This is a genomic window from Azospirillum sp. CT11-132, assembly GCF_047302835.1.
Lineage (GTDB): Bacteria > Pseudomonadota > Alphaproteobacteria > Azospirillales > Azospirillaceae > Azospirillum.
Window position 1 is genome coordinate 1 of sequence record NZ_JBGLZA010000004.1, and the last position, 18244, is coordinate 18244.

19 protein-coding genes and 2 pseudogenes are annotated in these 18244 nt (G+C 66.0%); 15 read left to right on the forward strand and 6 right to left on the reverse strand.

Annotated elements, in window-relative coordinates; genetic code table 11:
• The 11 genes and pseudogenes from ACCD06_RS18910 to ACCD06_RS18960 all read left to right on the forward strand — a co-directional run.
• A partial coding sequence (locus tag ACCD06_RS18910; RefSeq protein ID WP_413342547.1) for a hypothetical protein occupies positions 1–289 on the forward strand: 289 nt, incomplete at its 5' end.
• 380 nt (positions 290–669) lie between these two features.
• Entirely contained in the window at positions 670–795 is a 126-nt protein-coding gene (locus ACCD06_RS18915) for a hypothetical protein (RefSeq protein WP_413342549.1), read from the forward strand.
• 13 nt (positions 796–808) lie between these two features.
• On the forward strand, positions 809–898 hold the full coding sequence (locus ACCD06_RS18920) for a K(+)-transporting ATPase subunit F (RefSeq protein ID WP_413342551.1): 90 nt from the start codon (positions 809–811) through the stop codon (positions 896–898).
• Positions 899–911: 13 nt separating this feature from the next.
• On the forward strand, positions 912–2621 hold the full coding sequence (gene kdpA, locus ACCD06_RS18925) for a potassium-transporting ATPase subunit KdpA (protein ID WP_413342553.1): 1710 nt from the start codon (positions 912–914) through the stop codon (positions 2619–2621).
• Between the two features lie 14 nt (positions 2622–2635).
• Positions 2636–4744, forward strand: a complete 2109-nt coding sequence (kdpB, locus tag ACCD06_RS18930) for a potassium-transporting ATPase subunit KdpB (RefSeq protein ID WP_413342555.1) — start codon at positions 2636–2638, stop codon at positions 4742–4744.
• 10 nt (positions 4745–4754) lie between these two features.
• Positions 4755–5375, forward strand: coding sequence for a K(+)-transporting ATPase subunit C (locus ACCD06_RS18935; protein WP_413342557.1), 621 nt, complete (start codon positions 4755–4757; stop codon positions 5373–5375).
• A gap of 16 nt (positions 5376–5391) precedes the next feature.
• Entirely contained in the window at positions 5392–6126 is a 735-nt protein-coding gene (locus tag ACCD06_RS18940) for a winged helix-turn-helix domain-containing protein (protein ID WP_413342559.1), read from the forward strand.
• The gene (locus tag ACCD06_RS18945) at positions 6123–8864 is read left to right on the forward strand and encodes a DUF4118 domain-containing protein (protein ID WP_413342561.1); all 2742 of its coding nucleotides are present in this window, start codon (positions 6123–6125) and stop codon (positions 8862–8864) included. The genes ACCD06_RS18940 and ACCD06_RS18945 overlap by 4 nt, the downstream gene beginning before the upstream one ends.
• Entirely contained in the window at positions 8861–9559 is a 699-nt protein-coding gene (locus ACCD06_RS18950; RefSeq protein WP_413342563.1) for a response regulator, read from the forward strand. Before ACCD06_RS18945 ends, ACCD06_RS18950 begins: the two co-directional genes overlap by 4 nt.
• A 315-nt stretch (positions 9560–9874) precedes the next feature.
• Positions 9875–10669 (forward strand): annotated as a pseudogene (locus tag ACCD06_RS18955) (transposase); the annotation flags it as partial.
• Positions 10670–11178: 509 nt separating this feature from the next.
• Positions 11179–11463, forward strand: a pseudogene (locus ACCD06_RS18960) (IS1595 family transposase); the annotation flags it as partial.
• 114 nt (positions 11464–11577) lie between these two features.
• Here the strand turns inward: ACCD06_RS18960 and ACCD06_RS18965 are convergent.
• A complete protein-coding gene (locus ACCD06_RS18965; RefSeq protein ID WP_413342565.1) occupies positions 11578–12726 on the reverse strand; it encodes a tyrosine-type recombinase/integrase in 1149 nt (382 codons plus the stop codon).
• Between the two features lie 300 nt (positions 12727–13026).
• Between ACCD06_RS18965 and ACCD06_RS18970 the strand changes: the two genes are divergently transcribed.
• The 3 genes from ACCD06_RS18970 to ACCD06_RS18980 all read left to right on the forward strand — a co-directional run bounded on the left by ACCD06_RS18970 (position 13027) and on the right by ACCD06_RS18980 (position 15701).
• Positions 13027–13596 carry a hypothetical protein gene (locus tag ACCD06_RS18970; RefSeq protein ID WP_413342567.1) on the forward strand — a complete coding sequence of 190 codons (570 nt, stop codon included), beginning with the start codon at positions 13027–13029 and terminating at the stop codon, positions 13594–13596.
• A gap of 481 nt (positions 13597–14077) precedes the next feature.
• Positions 14078–14536 carry a response regulator gene (locus ACCD06_RS18975; protein ID WP_413342569.1) on the forward strand — a complete coding sequence of 153 codons (459 nt, stop codon included), beginning with the start codon at positions 14078–14080 and terminating at the stop codon, positions 14534–14536.
• Between the two features lie 355 nt (positions 14537–14891).
• Complete coding sequence (locus ACCD06_RS18980; RefSeq protein WP_413342571.1) at positions 14892–15701, forward strand: transglutaminase-like domain-containing protein; 810 nt, start codon at positions 14892–14894, stop codon at positions 15699–15701.
• A 37-nt stretch (positions 15702–15738) separates the two neighbouring features.
• Here ACCD06_RS18980 and ACCD06_RS18985 read toward each other — a convergent pair whose 3' ends face one another.
• Genes ACCD06_RS18985 through ACCD06_RS18995 form a run of 3 tightly spaced genes read right to left on the reverse strand, consistent with a single transcriptional unit; the run spans position 15739 to position 16653 of the window.
• Entirely contained in the window at positions 15739–16086 is a 348-nt protein-coding gene (locus ACCD06_RS18985; RefSeq protein ID WP_413342573.1) for a hypothetical protein, read from the reverse strand.
• 4 nt (positions 16087–16090) lie between these two features.
• Entirely contained in the window at positions 16091–16333 is a 243-nt protein-coding gene (locus ACCD06_RS18990; protein WP_413342575.1) for a hypothetical protein, read from the reverse strand.
• Entirely contained in the window at positions 16330–16653 is a 324-nt protein-coding gene (locus tag ACCD06_RS18995; protein ID WP_413342577.1) for a hypothetical protein, read from the reverse strand. Before ACCD06_RS18995 ends, ACCD06_RS18990 begins: the two co-directional genes overlap by 4 nt.
• 2 nt (positions 16654–16655) lie before the next feature.
• On the opposite strand from ACCD06_RS18995, the gene ACCD06_RS19000 reads away from it, so the two are divergent.
• Positions 16656–16805 carry a hypothetical protein gene (locus tag ACCD06_RS19000; protein ID WP_413342579.1) on the forward strand — a complete coding sequence of 50 codons (150 nt, stop codon included), beginning with the start codon at positions 16656–16658 and terminating at the stop codon, positions 16803–16805.
• Positions 16806–17047: 242 nt separating this feature from the next.
• Here the strand turns inward: ACCD06_RS19000 and ACCD06_RS19005 are convergent, their stop codons facing one another.
• Positions 17048–17764, reverse strand: coding sequence for a YsnF/AvaK domain-containing protein (locus ACCD06_RS19005; protein WP_413342581.1), 717 nt, complete (start codon positions 17762–17764; stop codon positions 17048–17050).
• A gap of 55 nt (positions 17765–17819) precedes the next feature.
• Positions 17820–18218: a DUF2382 domain-containing protein gene (locus ACCD06_RS19010; protein WP_413342583.1), complete on the reverse strand. Its 399-nt coding sequence runs from the start codon at positions 18216–18218 to the stop codon at positions 17820–17822.
• Positions 18219–18244: the final 26 nt, after the last annotated feature.

An 18244-nucleotide genomic window follows, 5' to 3' on the forward strand; every position in this document is an offset into this window, starting at 1 on the left:
CCATCGCATTTATACGCGGGACAGCCTTCTTCTCAAGAGGATGCCGGCCAATGGCCACCCTTTGGATAGCGAGGCTGTCATGCAAGGAAAATCGCCTCACGCGCTGCTTGATCGGACTGCCCTACCCCCGGCGCAAATGGATGGGCGCGATCCGCAGGCATCGGCCGACACCTCTCATGAGGTGTTTCCCTCTCCGCGCGCAGTGTTGGGCGAGGCGGCGTTCACCATCGCCGCCTTCCTGCTGATCGCACTGGCGCTGCAAATGCTGGTCGTATGGATCGGCGCATGACCCCGGCGAAGGCACGCAAGGGCATGGCGGATGCGATGCCCTCGGCAGATGGAATTTGGAAACGTCCCATGATCGTCGATTAGGTCCTGGCTGTGATCCTGTTTCTGTCGGCTTGTGCCTATATCGGCCACCGCATGAGGATTGCGTGGCCGCCACGCGAGCGCCAGGGCCGCCGGTCGGCGCATCGCCCGAGAGGCTGACGGCAGCCCGGCGCCATATATGGTGCGTATATTTTCCGGCATCGACGCCCCCCATCGAATTTATACGCGGCTCCGGCGCACCCTTGCAGGGCTGGACCTCCCCTATCCGACAACCGCGCGGGAGAGGTCCGGCCCTGTCCTGCTTGACCCAGGTTATCCCGCCAGTTCCCAGCCGGCGCGATGATCGAGGCCAAAGGGAAGGCAACTCCGGAGACCCGAACCATGCTCGACATCCTGTTCCTGGCGCTCACCGTCGGCTTCTTCGCCGCTTCGGTCGCCTATGTCCATGCCTGCGACCGGCTGTGAGGGGGGCGGCGCCATGACCTTCGACTACGCCTTGGCAGGCCTCGTGACCGCCGGGCTGCTGGCCTATCTGGTCTATGCCCTGATCCGCCCCGAACGGTTCTGAGGAGGACCATCCCATGACCGTCTACGGCTGGATCCAGATTCTGGTCTTCATTGCCCTGGTCGTCGCGATGACGCGGCCCCTGGGCGGCTTCATGACGCGCGTCTTCACCGGCGAGCGTACGCTGCTCTCCCCCATCCTCGGTCCGGTCGAGCGCGGCCTCTACCGGCTGGCCGGCGTCGACGAGCGCAGCGAGCAGCACTGGGTGACCTATGCCGTGTCGATGCTGCTGTTCAGCGCCGCCGGAATGCTGCTGCTCTATGCCCTGCAGCGGCTGCAGGACGTGCTGCCGCTGAACCCACTGGGCATGGCGGCAGTGCCGGCCGACCTCGCCTTCAACACCGCCGCCAGCTTCACCACCAACACCAACTGGCAGAATTACGGCGGCGAGACCACCATGGGCCATCTGGTGCAGATGGCTGGTCTGACCTTCCACAACTACGTCTCCGCCGCCACCGGCATCGCACTGGCGGTGGCGCTGGTCCGCGGCTTCGCCCGCGCCTCTGCCCGCACGGTGGGCAATTTCTGGGTCGACCTGACCCGCTGCACCCTCTACGTCCTGCTGCCGCTGTGCATCGTCTATGCACTGTTCCTGGTCTGGCAGGGCGTGCCGCAGACGCTGGCGGGCGCCGTCGACGCCACTACGCTGGAGGGCGCCAGGCAGACCCTCTCGCTCGGCCCCGTTGCCTCGCAGGAGGCGATCAAGATGCTGGGCACCAACGGCGGCGGATTCTTCAACGCCAACTCCGCCCATCCCTTCGAGAACCCCAACGCGCTGACCAACCTCGTCCAGATGCTGTCGATCTTCGCGCTGGGCGCCGGGCTGACCAACCTGTTCGGCCGGATGGTCGGCGACGAGCGCCAGGGCTGGGCGATCCTCGCCGCCATGGGCCTGCTCTTCGTCGCCGGCGTGACCATCGCCTATTGGGCCGAGGCACAGGGCAACCCGGCCTTCGCCGCCTTCGGCATCGACGGCGCCGCCGGCAACATGGAGGGCAAGGAGACCCGCTTCGGTGTCGCCGCCTCCGCGCTGTTCGCCACCATCACCACCGCCGCCTCCTGCGGTGCGGTGAACGCCATGCATGACAGCTTCATGCCGCTGGGTGGCATGGTGCCGATGATCAACATGATGCTGGGCGAGATCATCGTCGGCGGCGTCGGGGCTGGCCTCTACGGCATGCTGCTTTTCGCCATCGTCGCACTGTTCGTCGCCGGGCTGATGGTCGGCCGCACGCCGGAATATCTCGGCAAGAAGCTGGAGGCGACGGAGGTCAAGATGACCATGCTCGCCATCCTCTGCCTGCCGCTGATGATGCTGGGCTTCACCGCCGCCGCCGTCGTGCTCGACACCGGCACCGCGTCGATGGCCAATGCTGGGCCGCACGGCTTCTCCGAAGCCCTCTACGCCTATGTCTCGGGTGCCGCCAACAACGGCAGCGCGTTCGGCGGCCTGACCGGCAACACGCCCTGGTACAACGTCACCATCGCCATCGCCATGCTGGTCGGCCGCTTCCTGGTCATCGTGCCGATGATGGCGATCGCCGGATCGCTGGCGGCCAAGCGTCGGGCGCCCGTCTCGGCCGGCACCTTTCCCACCCATGACGGGCTGTTCGTCGGGCTTCTGGTCGGCGTCATCCTGATCGTCGGCGGCCTCACCTTCTTCCCGGCTCTCGCCCTCGGCCCGGTGGTCGAGCATCTGGCGATGAGCGCCGGCACCCTCTTCTGATCCGGAACGCTCCCATGCATGCCAAAAGCAAACGGTCCGGCCGGCCTTCGGCGAGCACCCTGCTGGATCCCGCCATCCTGGTGCCGGCCATCAGCGGTTCGCTCGCCAAGCTCGACCCGCGCCAGATGATCCGCAACCCGGTGATGTTCTGTGTCGAGGTGGTGGCGGCGCTCACCACCCTGCTGGTCCTGCGCGACGCGGTCACGGGGGCCGGGGTCTCCGGTTTCGCGGTGCAGATCGTCGTCTGGCTGTGGTTCACGCTGATCTTCGCCAACTTCGCCGAGGCGGTGGCGGAGGGGCGCGGCAAGGCCCAGGCCGCCAGCCTGCGCAAAACGCGCACGGAGACCAGCGCCAAGAAGCTGGAGAACGGCACCGTCCGCACGGTGCCCGCCACCGCGCTGAAACCAGGCGATCTGGTGCTGGTGGAGGCGGGCGACATCATCCCGTCCGACGGCGAGGTGGTGGAGGGCGTCGCCTCGGTCAACGAGGCCGCCATCACCGGCGAATCCGCTCCCGTGATCCGTGAGAGCGGTGGCGACCGGTCGGCCGTCACCGGCGGCACCCAGGTGCTCTCCGACCACATCAAGGTGCGGATCACCGCCGCCCCCGGCTCGACCTTCCTCGACCGCATGATCTCGCTGGTGGAGGGCGCCCAGCGCCAGAAGACCCCCAACGAGATCGCGCTGAACATCCTGCTGGCCGGGCTGACCATCGTCTTCGTCATCGCGGTGGCGACGATTCCCAGCTTCGCCGCCTATGCCGGCGGCTCGGTGGGCGTGCTGGTGCTGGTGGCGCTGTTCGTGACGCTGATCCCCACCACCATCGGTGCGCTGCTGTCCGCCATCGGCATCGCCGGCATGGACCGTCTGGTCCGCTTCAACGTGCTCGCCATGTCCGGCCGGGCGGTGGAGGCGGCGGGCGACGTCGACACGCTGCTGCTCGACAAGACCGGCACCATCACGCTGGGCAATCGCCAAGCAGCAGAGTTCCTGCCGGTCGCCGGCGTCGGCGAGGAGGAACTGGCCGACGCCGCCCAGCTCGCCTCGCTGGCCGACGAGACGCCGGAAGGCCGCTCCATCGTCGTGCTCGCCAAGGAGGAGTACGGCATCCGCGCCCGCAGGATGGAGGAGATGCACGCCCACTTCGTTCCCTTCACCGCCCAGACCCGCATCAGTGGCATCGACACCGGCGGCACGGTGATCCGCAAGGGCGCGGTGGACGCGGTGCTGGCCCACATCAACGGGGCGCAGCGCGTCGCCGTGGCCGGCGGGCGCGGCGTGACCGCCCTGCATCCGGCCGCCAGTGCGACGGAACGCGATATCCTCGCGATATCCGAACGGGTGGCGAAGGCCGGCGGCACGCCGCTGGCGGTGGCGCGTGATGGCCGGCTGCTCGGCGTCATCCACCTGAAGGACATCGTCAAAGGCGGGATCCGCGAACGTTTCGCCGCACTGCGCCAGATGGGCATCCGCACGGTGATGATCACCGGCGACAACCCGATGACCGCCGCCGCCATCGCCGCCGAGGCCGGGGTGGATGATTTCCTCTCCCAGGCGACGCCGGAAGCCAAGTTGCAGCTGATCCGCGACGAGCAGGCGAAGGGCAAGCTGGTCGCCATGTGCGGCGACGGCACCAACGACGCGCCGGCACTGGCCCAGGCCGACGTCGGCGTGGCGATGAACACCGGTACGGTGGCGGCGCGCGAGGCCGGCAACATGGTCGATCTCGACAGCGACCCGACCAAGCTGATCGAGATCGTCGAGATCGGCAAACAGCTGCTGATGACCCGCGGCGCCTTGACCACCTTCTCCATCGCCAACGACGTGGCGAAGTATTTCGCCATCATCCCGGCGATGTTCCTTGCCTTCTACCCGCAGCTCCAGTCGCTGAACGTGATGGGGCTGCACAGCCCGGAAAGCGCCATCCTGTCGGCGATCATCTTCAACGCGCTGATCATCGTGGCGCTGATCCCGCTGGCGCTGCGCGGCGTACGCTACCGCGCGGTGGGGGCGGCGTCGTTGCTGCGCCGCAACCTGCTGATCTACGGCCTGGGCGGGCTGGTGGTGCCCTTCGTCGGCATCAAGGCGATCGACCTGATCGTCACCGCCCTCGGCCTGATTTGAGGAACCTCCCATGCTGAAGGAACTGCGTCCCGCCCTGGTGATGACCGCCGCACTGACCGTCATCACCGGGCTCGCCTATCCGCTGGCCGTCACCGGCATCGCACAAAGCCTCTTCCCGCGTCAGGCCAACGGCAGCCTGATCGAGCGGAACGGCACTGTGATCGGCTCCGAGCTGATCGGTCAGAATTTCGCCGCCGACCGCTACTTCCATCCCCGCCCGTCGGCGACCACCGGGCCCGACCCGGCGGACCTGTCCAAATCGGCCGCGGCACCCTACAACGCCGCAAGCTCCAGCGGCTCCAACCTCGGCCCGACGAGCAAGGCGCTGATCGACCGTGTGCAGGCCGCCGCCGAAAGGCTGAAGGCGGAGAACCCTGGCACCCCGGTCCCGGTGGAGCTGGTGACCACCTCGGGCAGCGGCCTCGACCCCGACCTGTCGCCGGCCGCCGCCGACTTCCAGGTGCCGCGCGTCGCTAAGGCGCGCGGCCTTTCAGAAGATGCCGTGCGCAAGCTGGTCGCCGATACTGTTGCCCCGCGCCCGCTGGGTTTCCTCGGTGAATCGACCGTCAACGTCCTGGCCCTAAACCTCGCCTTGGATCAGGCGGCCGGCAAGGCCACGGCGGGCCGGTAGGAGGGTGGATGACCGCATGCGCGACACCGATCCCCATATCCTGGTGGTCGATGGCGATCCCGGTATCAGACTCCATCTCAGACGGAGTCTGGTCGCCGCGGGCTATGCCGTCACGTCCACCGCCGATGGCGGCTCGGTGTTGCGCACGGTGGTCCAAGCACCGCCGTCCCTTCTGCTTCTCGACCTCGATGCTCGGGAGACGGAGAGCCTCACCCTGATCGATGCAATACGCCGCCTCTCACTCTTGCCGGTCATCGGCCTGTCGGCCGCCACCGACGGAGAGCTCGCCGCCCGAGCGCTGGAGCATGGAGCGGACGACGTCGTCCGCAAGCCTTTCGCTTTGCGCGAACTGCTGGCCCGCATACGCATCATCCTGCGGCGGACAGCGGCAGGCCAAGGCGAGGCGGTCGCTGTCCGCTCCGCTGATCTGGAGATCGATCTCTTGGATCGGGTAATCCGGGCGCAAGGGCGGATGGTCCGTTTGTCGAAGATCGAATTCGCGGTGCTGCGCCGACTGGTTCAGGCCGATGGGGCTACCGTGAGCCACCGGCAACTTCTGGATACAGTCTGGGGAGCAGAGCGTATTGACCGGCTTTCCTATCTGCGTGTCGCCATCCGCGCCCTGCGCCGGAAGATCGAAGTCGATCCGCAGCGGCCACATCACATTATGACGGAGCCGGGAATCGGCTATCGGTTAGAAATGCCGATGGAAAAAGCCGCAACCGGTGAGTGGAAGAGGACGATGCCATGAGCGACGAACAAGCCGACCGCAACCATGGCGATCGCACCGGACGGCCCTCTCCCGACGCGCTGCTGCGCCAGGCGGCGAAGGAGGCGCAGGGACGGCTCAAAATCTTTCTCGGCGCGGCCCCCGGCGTCGGAAAGACCTTCGAGATGCTGCAGACCGCCCAGGCCAAGCGCCGCGATGGCGTCGACATCATCGTCGGGGTGGTGGAGACCCACGGCCGGCGCGAGACCGAGGCGCTGGTGGCCGGACTGGAGGTCGTTCCGCGCCGCAAGATCGAGCACAAGGGTCATGCCCTGGCCGAAATGGACCTGGACGCCATCCTCGCCCGCCGCCCGAAGATCGTGCTGGTCGACGAGTTGGCCCACACCAACGCCCCCGGCGGCCGCCACCCCAAACGCTATCTCGACGTCGAGGAGTTACTGGCCGCCGGCATCGACGTCTACACCACCCTGAACATCCAGCATGTCGAAAGCCTGAACGACGTCGTCGCCAAGATCACCCGCGTCCGGGTCCGCGAGACGGTGCCGGATTCCATCCTCGACCGGGCCGACGACATTGAGGTCATCGACATCGCGCCCGACGACCTGATCCAGCGCCTCCAGCAAGGAAAGGTCTATGTCCCGCGCACCGCCGAGCGTGCGATTCGGCATTATTTCTCTCCCGGCAACCTGACCGCGCTCCGTGAGCTGGCGCTGCGGCGCACCGCCGACCGCGTCGATGAGCAGCTGCTGACGCACATGCAGGCGCACGCGATCTCCGGGCCCTGGGCGGCCGGTGAGCGCCTGCTGGTCTGCATCAACGAGGACGCCAGCGGCGCCGGCCTGGTGCGCTACGCACGGCGCCAAGCCGAGAGGCTGCGCGCCCGCTGGAGCGCCATCCATGTCGAAACGAGCCGGGCGCTGCGCCTGAGCGAGGCCGAGCGCGACCGCATCGCCGACACGCTGCGTCTGGTGGAGAGGCTGGGCGGCGAAGCGGTCACTGTGCCCGGCAGCGATGTCGCCGACACCGTGGTCGACTACGCACGGGCCAACAACGTTACGCACATCGTCATCGCCAAATCCAGGCGTTCGCGCTGGTCCGAGCTGCTGCACGGCTCCGTGGCGCACAGTTTGATCCGTCGGGCCGGCGACATCAGCGTGCATGTCATCGCCGCCAACTCCAGTGCCCCGGTTCCCGCCAAGACGGTCAGGACCGAAGCGGCCCGGCAACGGGCCTTTGCCTGGTGGCCTTATGTCGCGAGCACGGGCTATGTCGCGGCGGCGCTGGGCGCCGGGCATGTGCTGCATCGGGTGCTGGCCCTCAACAACCTGGCGCTGGTCTTCCTGACCGCCGTGCTGGCGAGCGCCGTCACCGGCGGGCTGGCGCCGTCGCTCTATGCCAGCGTGATCAGCGTTCTGGCCTTCAACTACTTCTTCCTGCCGCCGCTTTACACCTTCACGATTTCCGATCCGGAAAACATCGTGGCATTGCTGGTCTTTGCTGTCGTCTCGGTGATCGCCAGCAACCTGACCGCCCGCGTCCGCGCCCAGGCGGTGACCGCAAGGTTGCGCGCCAAGACGACGGAAGACCTCTACCAATTCAGCCGCAAGCTGGCCGGCGTGGTGACCATGGACGACCTGCTGTGGGCCACCGCCTATCAGATCGCCGCCATGCTGAAGGTCCATGTGGTGCTGCTGCTGCCCGAGGCAGGTAGCGTTGCGGTTCGGGCCGGCTACCCACCGGAGGATGTCATTGAGGATGCCGATCTGGCCGCCGCGGTCTGGGCCTGGGAGAACAACCGGCCCACCGGCAAGGGGGCCGATACACTGCCCGGCGCCAAGTGGCTGTTCCTGCCAATGCGCACCGGGCGGGGCGTCGTCGGGGTGGTCGGTATCGATACCGGCGGTGGGAAGGGACGGGCGAGTGGCTTCCTGACACCCGACCAACGGCGGCTTCTCGACGCCCTGATCGATCAGGCGGCCCTGGCGATCGAGCGGGTGACGCTGGCCGAGGATGTCGACCGGACCAAGCTGGCGGCTGAAACCGAGCGCTTGCGCTCGGCCCTGCTCACCTCGATCTCGCACGACCTGCGCACGCCGCTGGCTTCAATCCTCGGCTCGGCGACCAGCCTCGTCAGCTATGGACCGAAGATGGACGAGGATGGCCGGCGCGACCTGGCCGCGACGATCCAGGAGGAGGCGGAACGTCTCAACCGCTTCATCGCCAACCTGCTGGATATGACGCGGTTGGAATCGGGGGCCATCCGACCGCGCACCGGGGCGGTCGACCTGTCGGAGGTGGTCGGTAGTGCGTTGGAGCGGGTGTCCCGGATTCTCGCAGGCCATCGGGTGGAGGTCGATCTTCCCGCCGGCCTGCCGATGGTGGACATCGATGCGGTGCTGATCGAGCAGGCGCTGTTCAATCTGCTGGACAATGCCGGCAAATATGCGCCGGCCGGATCGCTGATCACGGTTCGGGGACGGCAGGGCGGCGATCTTGTCCGCATCGAGGTGCTGGATGAGGGCGGCGGCATTCCACCGGAGGACGTGGAGCGGATCTTCGACAAGTTCTATCGTGTCCACGCCCAGGACCGGCAACGCGCCGGCACCGGGCTGGGGCTGGCGATCTGCCGGGGCTTTGTCGAGGCGATGGGAGGGTCGGTCACGGCCGGCAACCGTCGCGACCGGAGTGGCGCTGTCTTCACCCTGACCCTCCCCAAGGCCGCCGAAATGTCCGGATACGAAGAGGAAGCAGCCGCATGAAATCGGACTCCATTCCGTTGCGCGTGCTCGTCGTTGATGACGAACCGCCCATCCGTCGCTTTCTGCGCACCAGTCTGGCTGCCCAGGGATATGACATCATCGAGGCGGAAGACGGGAGCAAGGCCCTGGAGGAGGTGCGCCGGCGCTCTCCCGATCTTCTGGTCCTCGATCTCGGATTGCCGGGCATCGATGGGCTGGAGGTCATCCGGCGCCTGCGCGGCAGCGGCGTGTCCCTGCCGATCATCGTGCTGTCCAGCCGGGTGGACGAGGCCGGCAAGGTCGAAGCGCTCGATCTTGGGGCCGACGACTATGTGACCAAACCCTTCGGGGTCGAGGAACTGCTGGCCCGCATCCGCACGGCCATGCGCCACAAGCTGCAGCAGCAGGGGGAGCGGCCGCTGTTCCGCAGCGGCGACCTGACCGTCGATCTGGTCCGCCGCGTCGTCACCGTGCGTGGAGAAGAGGTGAAGCTGTCGCCGCGCGAGTATGATCTGCTTCGGATCCTGGTGGCACATGCCGGCAAGGTGCTGACCCACCGCTTCATCCTCAAGGAGGTGTGGGGCGGTGAAACCGACATCCAGTATCTGCGAATCTACGTCCGTCAACTGCGGCAGAAGATCGAACCCGATCCGGAACGGCCCCACCACATCCTGACCGAGACGGGGGTCGGCTACCGGCTGCGCCCGCCGAACTGAAACCGACCTGCGTCGCAAGCAAACAACCAAGGTGTCGAGATGGACCTCTTCACGTTGTTTCCCTCTGATAGGAGTGTTGCCTTCCTTGGCGCCGCCAATAAAGGCCAGTTTCTGGCGGAACTTGCCCGGCGCGCCTCCAGCACAACCGGCATCCCGACTCTGGACATTCAGGACGGACTTCTCGTCAGAGAGGGGCCATAGCGCCCATTCGACTTTCCGCATTTTGGAATGCTTGTCCTGTCATGCGCGGGCGTCGCAATACCGTCGGCGAAAGGCTGTTGGCTGGTCACCGTCTGACCACACCACAGGTGCCCCATGGCACATCCCCCTGTCTCCCTTCCCCAAACCTTCGTCGCTTGGTTGTGGCCCTATCTGGATACCTTCTCGGGGCGCATCCGCTCCACGGCTGCGGCGCTCGCAGTCGGAGCGGTGCTGGCGGTTGGTCCCCGCACCGTCGCCAACCTGCTGCGCACCCTCGGTCTGGCCGGCGAACCAGGCTTCGCCGCCTTTCACCGCGTGCTCAACCGCAACCGCTGGTCGGGGCTGAAGCTCGCGCGCACCCTGCTGAACGCCCTGGTCAGCGCCTTCGTCCCGGACGGCCCGATCGTCATCGGTATCGATCACACCCTTGAAAGGCGTCGGGGACCTCACGTTCGCCCAGCCGGCCATTGCTTCGACTCCGTCCGGTCCTCGACGGAGCAGACGGTCACCAGCCGCGGATTGCGCTGGATGACCGCCATGCTGCTGGTCGAGGTTCCGTTCGCCGGCCGTATCTGGGGACTGCCGGTACTGAGCGCGCTGGTGCCGAGCCGCGCCTGGTGTGAGGCGCAGGGCCGGCATTACCGGCCGACCACCACCTGGGCCCGGGCCATCCTGCTGCGCCTGCACCGCTGGCTGCCGGATCGCCTGCTGGTCGCCGTCATGGATGGCGAATTCGCCGTGCTGACGCTACTCGACGCCGTCAGCCCACACATGGTCGCGATCACCCGGCTGCGCCTGGATGCCCGCCTGTTCGATCCGCCACCAGACCCGCCCTTGACCTTGCGGCAGATAATGAAAGGCGCCCGCCAACCTAGCTTGCGGGCCCGTCTGACCGACAAGGTTACCGTCTGGCACCGGGCGGCTCAACCAAGCCGAACCCGGTGGCGCCCCGGCGGCTGGATCGACTATGCCTCCGGAACGGCGCTGTGGCACCACCAGGGCAAGCCGATCGTGCCCATCCTCTGGGTGATGGTGCGCTATCCCGATGGCCGGCGCGATCCGGAAGCCTTTCTGTGCACTGACCTGTCGGTGCCACCACGCACCGTCCTGGAATGGTTCAACCGCCGCTGGGCGATGGAGACGACATACGAGGAGAGCCGGGCTCATCTCGGCATCGAAACCCGGCGGCAGTGGGCGGACCTGGCCGTCTTCCGCACCGCCCCACTGCTGTTCGGGCTTTACTCGTTGATCACGCTGTACGTCCATCAGAATGCCGGCCGCCTCGCTCTGTCGCCCCGGCGCGCCATCTGGTATCCGAAACCAGCGCCCACATTCGCCGATGCCTTGGCCCGTCTGCGCCAGCACCTGTGGTTCGAACAGGCCGCCATGTCGCCCGCTGAAGGCGACATGCTCAGATCAACGATCGTGTCCGGCGCACGATCGCCGGCGTCTTCCACCACATCAGCCCCGACCACGCCGAACTATATTTTGGCGAGATCGGCTTCCGCTGGTCCCAGCGCACGGTGTCAGGTCAAGCTCAACGCCGGACCCGCAAAGGGCGAACAGTAATCCAAACCCTCTGGTCCCGTGTTCCCCCAGCTCTCCAGCTTCCAGCCGTCTTTCGTTACGCTGTCGGGCGCCAACTCCGGCGGACCAAGGACGGAGGGATCAGCATCCGCTCGGCCGTAGCTGTCTTTGGTTGATAATGGCGGCGTATATTCGGGTCCGTCCTATGGCGTGCCCCCCATCAGAACAAACGTGTGTTTTCAACGGAAAATCCTGCCGTCCATCGCTCCACGTTCTGCAGCTTCTCACGGTCAGTCCGCGTCTGGCTTGCGGCGGAACAAGCGCTCGGTGGGGTTGTCGCGCCAGCGGTCGGCGTGGCGGATGTAGCGCAGCGCGACGTCGCTGCTCTGGTGCCCGGTCTGCTCCATGATCTTCTTCAGGCTCGCCGCGTCCTCGGCCGCAGCGGTGGCGAAGCCGCTGCGCAGCGAATGGGCGGACAGGCGGGTGCTCAGGCGCTGTGCCACCTCCGGCCCCTGGGTCCAGCGGATCAGATCGGCGTCGGTTTCGCCGATGGCCTGACTGGTCTCGCGCACCACCCGGTCCACGCTGCGGTCGGAGAGCCGGCCGCCGAACGCCCCGCCCTTCCCCACCGACACGAACAGCGGCGCGTCGGCGTCTTCGACGGCGTAGACGGCGCGCCAGAGGCGCAGCGCCTCGACCGGACAGACCGCCGGGTCGTCGGCGGCCCAGATGGCGGCGGTGCGGCCGCGCTTGGTCTTGCCGCCGCGGATCGTCACCTCGAGCCCACGCCCCGGCACCACCACCACATCGCCGACGTCCAGCCCGACCAGCTCGCTGCGCCGGGTGGCGGCGCCGAAGCCGAGCAGCAGCAGGAGGGCGTTGCGGCGGCCGGCGGCGCTGTCGGGCTGGGCGGCGACGAGCCGGCGCAGCAGATCCGGCAGGATCGGCGCGGCCTGCTTGACCTTGCGCCGGGCCTGCAGGGCGGCGACGCCGGCGAGCTGGTCGGCGATCAGCGGGTGTTTGGCGTCGAGCGAGCGGCCGGCAAGGCGGTGGGCGAGCAGGATGGCGGAGAGGTGGACCTTGAGGGTGGGCAGGGCGCGGGTTTCGGAGGCCTTGGCGAGGTACATGCCGACCACCCGCGGGTCGGCGCCGAGCGGCGGCAGGCCGAGGCTGGTTGCCCAGGTCTGGTAGCCGGCCCAGGCGGTGCGGTAGGCGCGTTCGGTGTTGCGGCTGTAGCGGGCGGCGACGGTGCGGGCGGCGGCCTTGGCGAGGCGTTCGATCTCGACGATCTGCTCGGGCGTGTGGGCGCCGGGCAGGATGAGGGGCTGGAGGAGATCGGATTTGATCACCACACCCGTGTCGTCGGGGGCGGCTTTGACGGCGACGGAGCGGACGAGGTCGAAGACACGGTCATCGGCGGCGGGCAGGCTTGGCGGCATCGGGGCGGCTTCTCCTTTGGAGAGAGGATACGGCGTCTCACACTCGTTTTTCAAGACCGACAACCGCGCTTGTCGGACGCAATCCGCCAGCGTCGGCGCCAACGCCGCAGCGTCCCGGCCGGCCGCGGCCGACGGCACGGGACGACGCCGGCAAAGCCAAGGATTTCCAGGACGGTCATGCCCTCGACCGCCGCCCTGCGCCCGCGGCCTTCTGGCTTCACAGAGGAAATTCACCACCTTGAAGTGAAATGCTATTTTACTTCTATCTGAGAGGCCGTAGCCGCTGCGAAAGAATTGTCTATGCTCGAGTTTTCCGCCCTCGATAAAGCCGACCCCGCCGTCCGCGCCGCCGCCCTCGAGCGCGCCACCCTGGCGGTCGCCCGCCTCGACGCCACCCTCGACGGCCATCCGCTGCTGCCCGCCTGGCAGCACTGGGTGCGGCTGGAGGCGGTGTGTCGCTTTCTTTTGAAAATTTTCTTTGCAAGGTTTGGGCGTCAAAATAGGTGCCCTGGTCAGGCTGAGTCGATCGGGTTTCATTCTTATGTCACTGTAATAAGAAGGGTTTTCCTTGGAGAAACCTTTCAATTGCAAACCGGCGACCCACGAGCTTATGAGCCTGATGCTCGGGGTGCGCAGTCCTGGCATCGCCACCGGCGCCCGTCAGCGGTAATGAACCACAGCCGACTGGGTGAGGTTGATCAGGAGATCCCGAACAAGCAGCCAATCACTGCCAGGAGGACCAAAGGTCATTGTGCCGAAGGCCAGGGTGATGGCCAGCAGGTGCCGTGGGTCGGCACTTTGATCACCCTCAAAGACATTCCATTGCCCGTCACCCCACATGGCCACAACCATGGATGGGGAATTGCCTGATGGAGCATTCATCTCAAATCTCACGAATGTAGGGACGTCGAGATGAATAGAGGCCGTGACCGTATGAAACTCTCCGTTGAGTTTCACCGAAAATCGGCAGATGAGTGGCTTCTCCGGCATTGTGTTCAAGCCGATCTGGGACGGTCAATATTTCAAGCGTTCCGAAGTGATGATGGAGCGATTTCCGTCCGGGTGATGGAAATCATGTGCGATACGTCTTTCGAAGCGTATGGAAGTGCCGCTGCATGGAGGGAACCTGCCCTGCGGTGCATCGCCATTTCCTGGATCGGGAACGGCGCACTCCTCGGTCTTCGTGGCGGTGGTCAGTCCAGCGGCCAGGGAGTGTCTTGCGACGCGGTGACGGCCTGCCGTTGGATGATATTACGGCAGGTCGTTTGAAACAATCTCTTCACACCGGTCGCGTTAAGACAACGCTGTCGTCATTGCCGCTGCAATAAAGCGCTCCTGGAGCAAAAGAACCATGCAGGTTTCCGCTCTGAGAGCGGCGCATGAGCATCGATGGCTGTCCAAATCATTCCGGATGTGTTGGTATCGAAGCATGCTCAATCATCCTCACCTTCTCATCGCCGAAGATGAAAATCTTACGGCGACAGCGTTGGCAGAGTTCCTCGAGGCTGAAGGCTACCGGGTCACCCTCACTCAAAATGGGGTGCAGGCGCTGGAGGTTGACGAAAAGGATCCTGCTGCCATTCTGTTGACCGACATGCGGATGCCTGTCATGGGCGGCGAGGCTCTGATCCGGATGATCCGGCGTCGGAATGCCGAGTTGCCGGTCATCATCATGACCGGCTACAGCGAATATATTCCGCAGGAGGTGCCGGGACGGCTGATCGTCCTGCGCAAGCCCTACAGTCTTTCCACATTGGTTCATCACGTCAGATCTCTCCTGCCCCGCCGGGAGACGACAACTGATCGATGAAAAACCAGGAACCGCGCGATGACCCAGGCGTACCTTTCGGAAGCCATCACCAAGCACGGTCAAAGGGCCTTGAATCAAAGGGCCTTGAATGTGCCGGGCGCGACGATGCAGACCAGTTCTGTCTTGACAGCCGGAAGGCAAACGGTGGTTCAACGCGCTCTTGTACTCGATACCATGACGGTCGGTCGCTCAGGTTGCGAAACCGTCACCTCCCAGCGTCAACCTTCGATCCCGGGACTGGGGCCGGACGTCCGCCCTTATAAAGCTGGGTTTCTGCACCGGCGCCCTGCTGCCACCGGTCGGCGCCGACACGCACCGGTATGTCACCGGCACGTCTTTTCATCGGAAGGCCATCATGCGCATACGCTTGGGTTATCAATTGAACTTCAGCTTTCCCGCCCCCACGCCGATGATCGTGATGCTGAACGTGCATTACACGCGGGTCGGCGACCTGGAGCGTCCCGACCATATCGTCACCAGCGTCCCGGTGCCGATCCAGGGCTACCGCGACAGTTTCGGTAACTGGTGCAGCCGGCTGGTGGCGCCCGCCGGCCCGGTCACCATCGGAGCCGACAGCATCATCCGCGACAGTGGAGTGCCGGATCCGGCCGAGCCCGGCGCCGTGCAGCACCGTGTCGATGAATTGCCGGCCGACACCCTGCTGTTCCTGCTGGGCAGCCGCTATTGCGAGACCGATGTCCTGTCGGATGAGGCTTGGCGGCTGTTCTCGGGCACCGCGCCGGGCTGGGCACGGGTTCAGGCGATCTGCGACTTCGTCCACAGCCATGTGACCTTCGGCTACGAGCATTCGCGTCCGACGAGGACTGCCGCCCAGACCTATGCCGAGAAGCGCGGGGTCTGCCGCGACTACGCCCATCTCGCCATCGCCTTCTGCCGCGCGATGAACATTCCCGCGCGTTACTGCACCGGCTACATCAGCGACATCGGTCTGCCGCCGCCTTATGCGCCGATGGATTTCGCGGCCTGGATGGAGGTGTATCTGGGCGGCCGCTGGCATGTCTTCGACCCGCGGAACAATGCCCCCCGGATCGGGCGCATCCTGATCGCGCAGGGGCGCGACGCGGCCGACGTGCCGCTCACCCACACCTTCGGCCCCAACACGCTGACGGCGTTCCAGGTCTGGATGGATGAGGTGGCCACCTGATTCCCCACCCCCTCCGCCTGTGGGCATCGCCGTCCGGTCACGCCTGACCGGCGACCGCAACATCCAGCGTCATCGAGGGACCCGGAGGGACAGACGCGCGGACACGCTCCCGGCGCGGCAGCAAGGCGATCCGATGCAGTTCCTCCACCCAGGGTGACGGGTAGCTGTCGGTGCCGAAGATCCAGGCGGTGGAGACGCCTCCGTCCTTCGTGTGCAGCAGCACACGGGCGTCGTGCCCATCCTTTCCGGCATGGTTGGCGGCCTGCACCGCGGCGATGAGGGCGCCGACCTGACCGTCGAGAAAGGGGCCGTAGCGCTCCCCTTCAAGCATGATGAACCAGCCATCCGCTTGGCATGACACGATGTAATGGGCCGAAAGGCTCATGGGGTCACTCTTTCTTCGTGGCGGTCGCGCCGACCGCGGCACAGGCCGTGGTGAGACGGGTCAGTAGGGCGCCCTGCAGCAGGCAGGCGTGGCCCGGCGGTGGGTAGCCAGGGGGCAGCCGGCCGGATGGATCGTTGTGGGGTGCCGGATGCCAACGGCGTTCGGCGTCCCCCCAGCGCAGCTGTTCACGCAGCACGTCGGCGCCTTGGGGGTATCGCCCGTCGATGGAGTGGAACAGGGTGGTCATGGGCGTTCCTCCGGTCGGTGTGCGAACAGCGGGATGCCCGGCATGGGCGGAATTGCCGATTGCGGAGTTTCGGTGTCTGCCCTTGGAACTCCGGCGGCGCCGGCACAGGACCAGCGGACAGAACAGGGTTCCCCCGCCGCCGATTGTGCCAGCACGAGGCTGGCGAAGCCGAGGCGTTCCGCTGCTCTGGCTTCGCGAACGGCTTTGGCGAACGCATCGGCTTGGGTTGTGCAGGGCGGATAGACGAAGCCGTCCGCCCGGACGATCCAGCCGGAATGCGTTTTCAAGATGAAGAAGGCGAGCCTTGTCCTGGCATCCATGGGTGCTCTCCGATCTGGGCCGGTCTGTCGGCAAAGACGGCGGCGATCATGCCGTCTGGATCGAGTCACGCCAGGAAGAGCTTCAGACCTGGAACCATCAGCATGAAGAAGAGAGCCTGGAGTGGCCTCAGAAGAAATTATCTGGTGATTGAACAAAGACTTTTCAATTGATATTAAAGATAGCTCTTGGAGACCTGGCAACCTGCAAGAGCGGATCGCACCGTCCCCGTCGTCCGGCATCTTTCCAGAACTTGCAAGAGCCGGCGTTCCTCTGGAGGCATTCGGCAGATCAGCCTTCGCCTCGGCCGCAACCGAGATGGTTGCGGCCGAGGCGAAGGCTGTCTTGTCGTCCTCATGTGCGGTTCAGGTCCGCAGTCTTCATGCGCTTTTCAAATCAGCGCTTGTTGCCCGCCTTGCCGCCGACCGGCTCCACCTTGACGTCTGTGCGGCGGGCGACGGCCTCCACGGTCTTTTCCTGTTCAGACGCCGTCTTGGACAGCACGACCTCTTCGACGACGCGGGCCTCCTTGGTGATCTCCGGCTTTTCGGAGGTCGCCGTCAGCTCGATGGTCTTCTCGCCGAAGGCGGCCTTCTCCTCGCCGGCGCTCAGGGGCCGGTCGACCGTGCGATGCTCCACGTCCACCGCCTCGTCGCGCAGCGTCACGGTTTCCCGGACCGGCGTCTCGGTGACCTCCGACGTGGCCTTCACCCCGCCCTTGGCGACCCGGCGCTTGCCGATCTCGACCTTCTCCCTCACCGACTGGAGGGTTTCCTGCTCGACGCTGCCGCCGTTGCCCGCCTTCTTCACCGCCGGGGGCTCGGGCAGGTCAATGGACCCGTTTTCATCGAGGATGGCTTCCGCCGCGTCGGCGTCCTGGTCGGCGATGTCGGCCGCCACCAGGGTGTGGCCCTCCCGGATGGCTGCACCATACTGCTCGGCCAGTTCCTTGTCGAAGCCGTGTCCCAGCAGACCCTGGGCGGCCTTGTCGGCGCTGTCGGCGCCGCCGAAGGTCTCGATGTCCGCTTCCTGGCAGCCCGCCGCGACCAAGGCCTGGAAGGCCTTCTTGGCGGAACCGCTTTCCTTGTAAAGTCCAACGATGATCGTGCTCATGATATTCTCCAGTAGGATTTAAAGTATTTCAGTTTCTTGAGGTAAGTCGGGCCGCTCAGGTCACGGGGGCGTCCACAGACGGGTCCTGGTCGATGACCACCTCCTGACGGCGCACCGTGACGTGGTCGGTCATCTTGCGGCTCGTGGTGCGGCGGGTGATCCGGACCTCTTCCACCAGCTTCAGGCGGACCTCCACGACCGCCACCTCCTCGATCACCGAGATGACGGTGGTGTCGCCGTCCCGGCGGTCGGGGATCGGGCCGTCGACGAAGCGTCCGATGGGGATCCGCTCGACCTCCAGCGTCTCCACCGACAGGTCGGCTTCGACAGGCGACTCGTGTTCGTGGCTGAGGGTGTGGGCGCGGACGGTCCCGGTCACCTCGGTATGTTTGCGCACGCTCACCCGCTCTTCGACGGCGAGAAGCGTCTGCGGCCCGTTTTCCGAACTGGTCAACGGAGGTCCCCCTGCGGTTCTGGTTC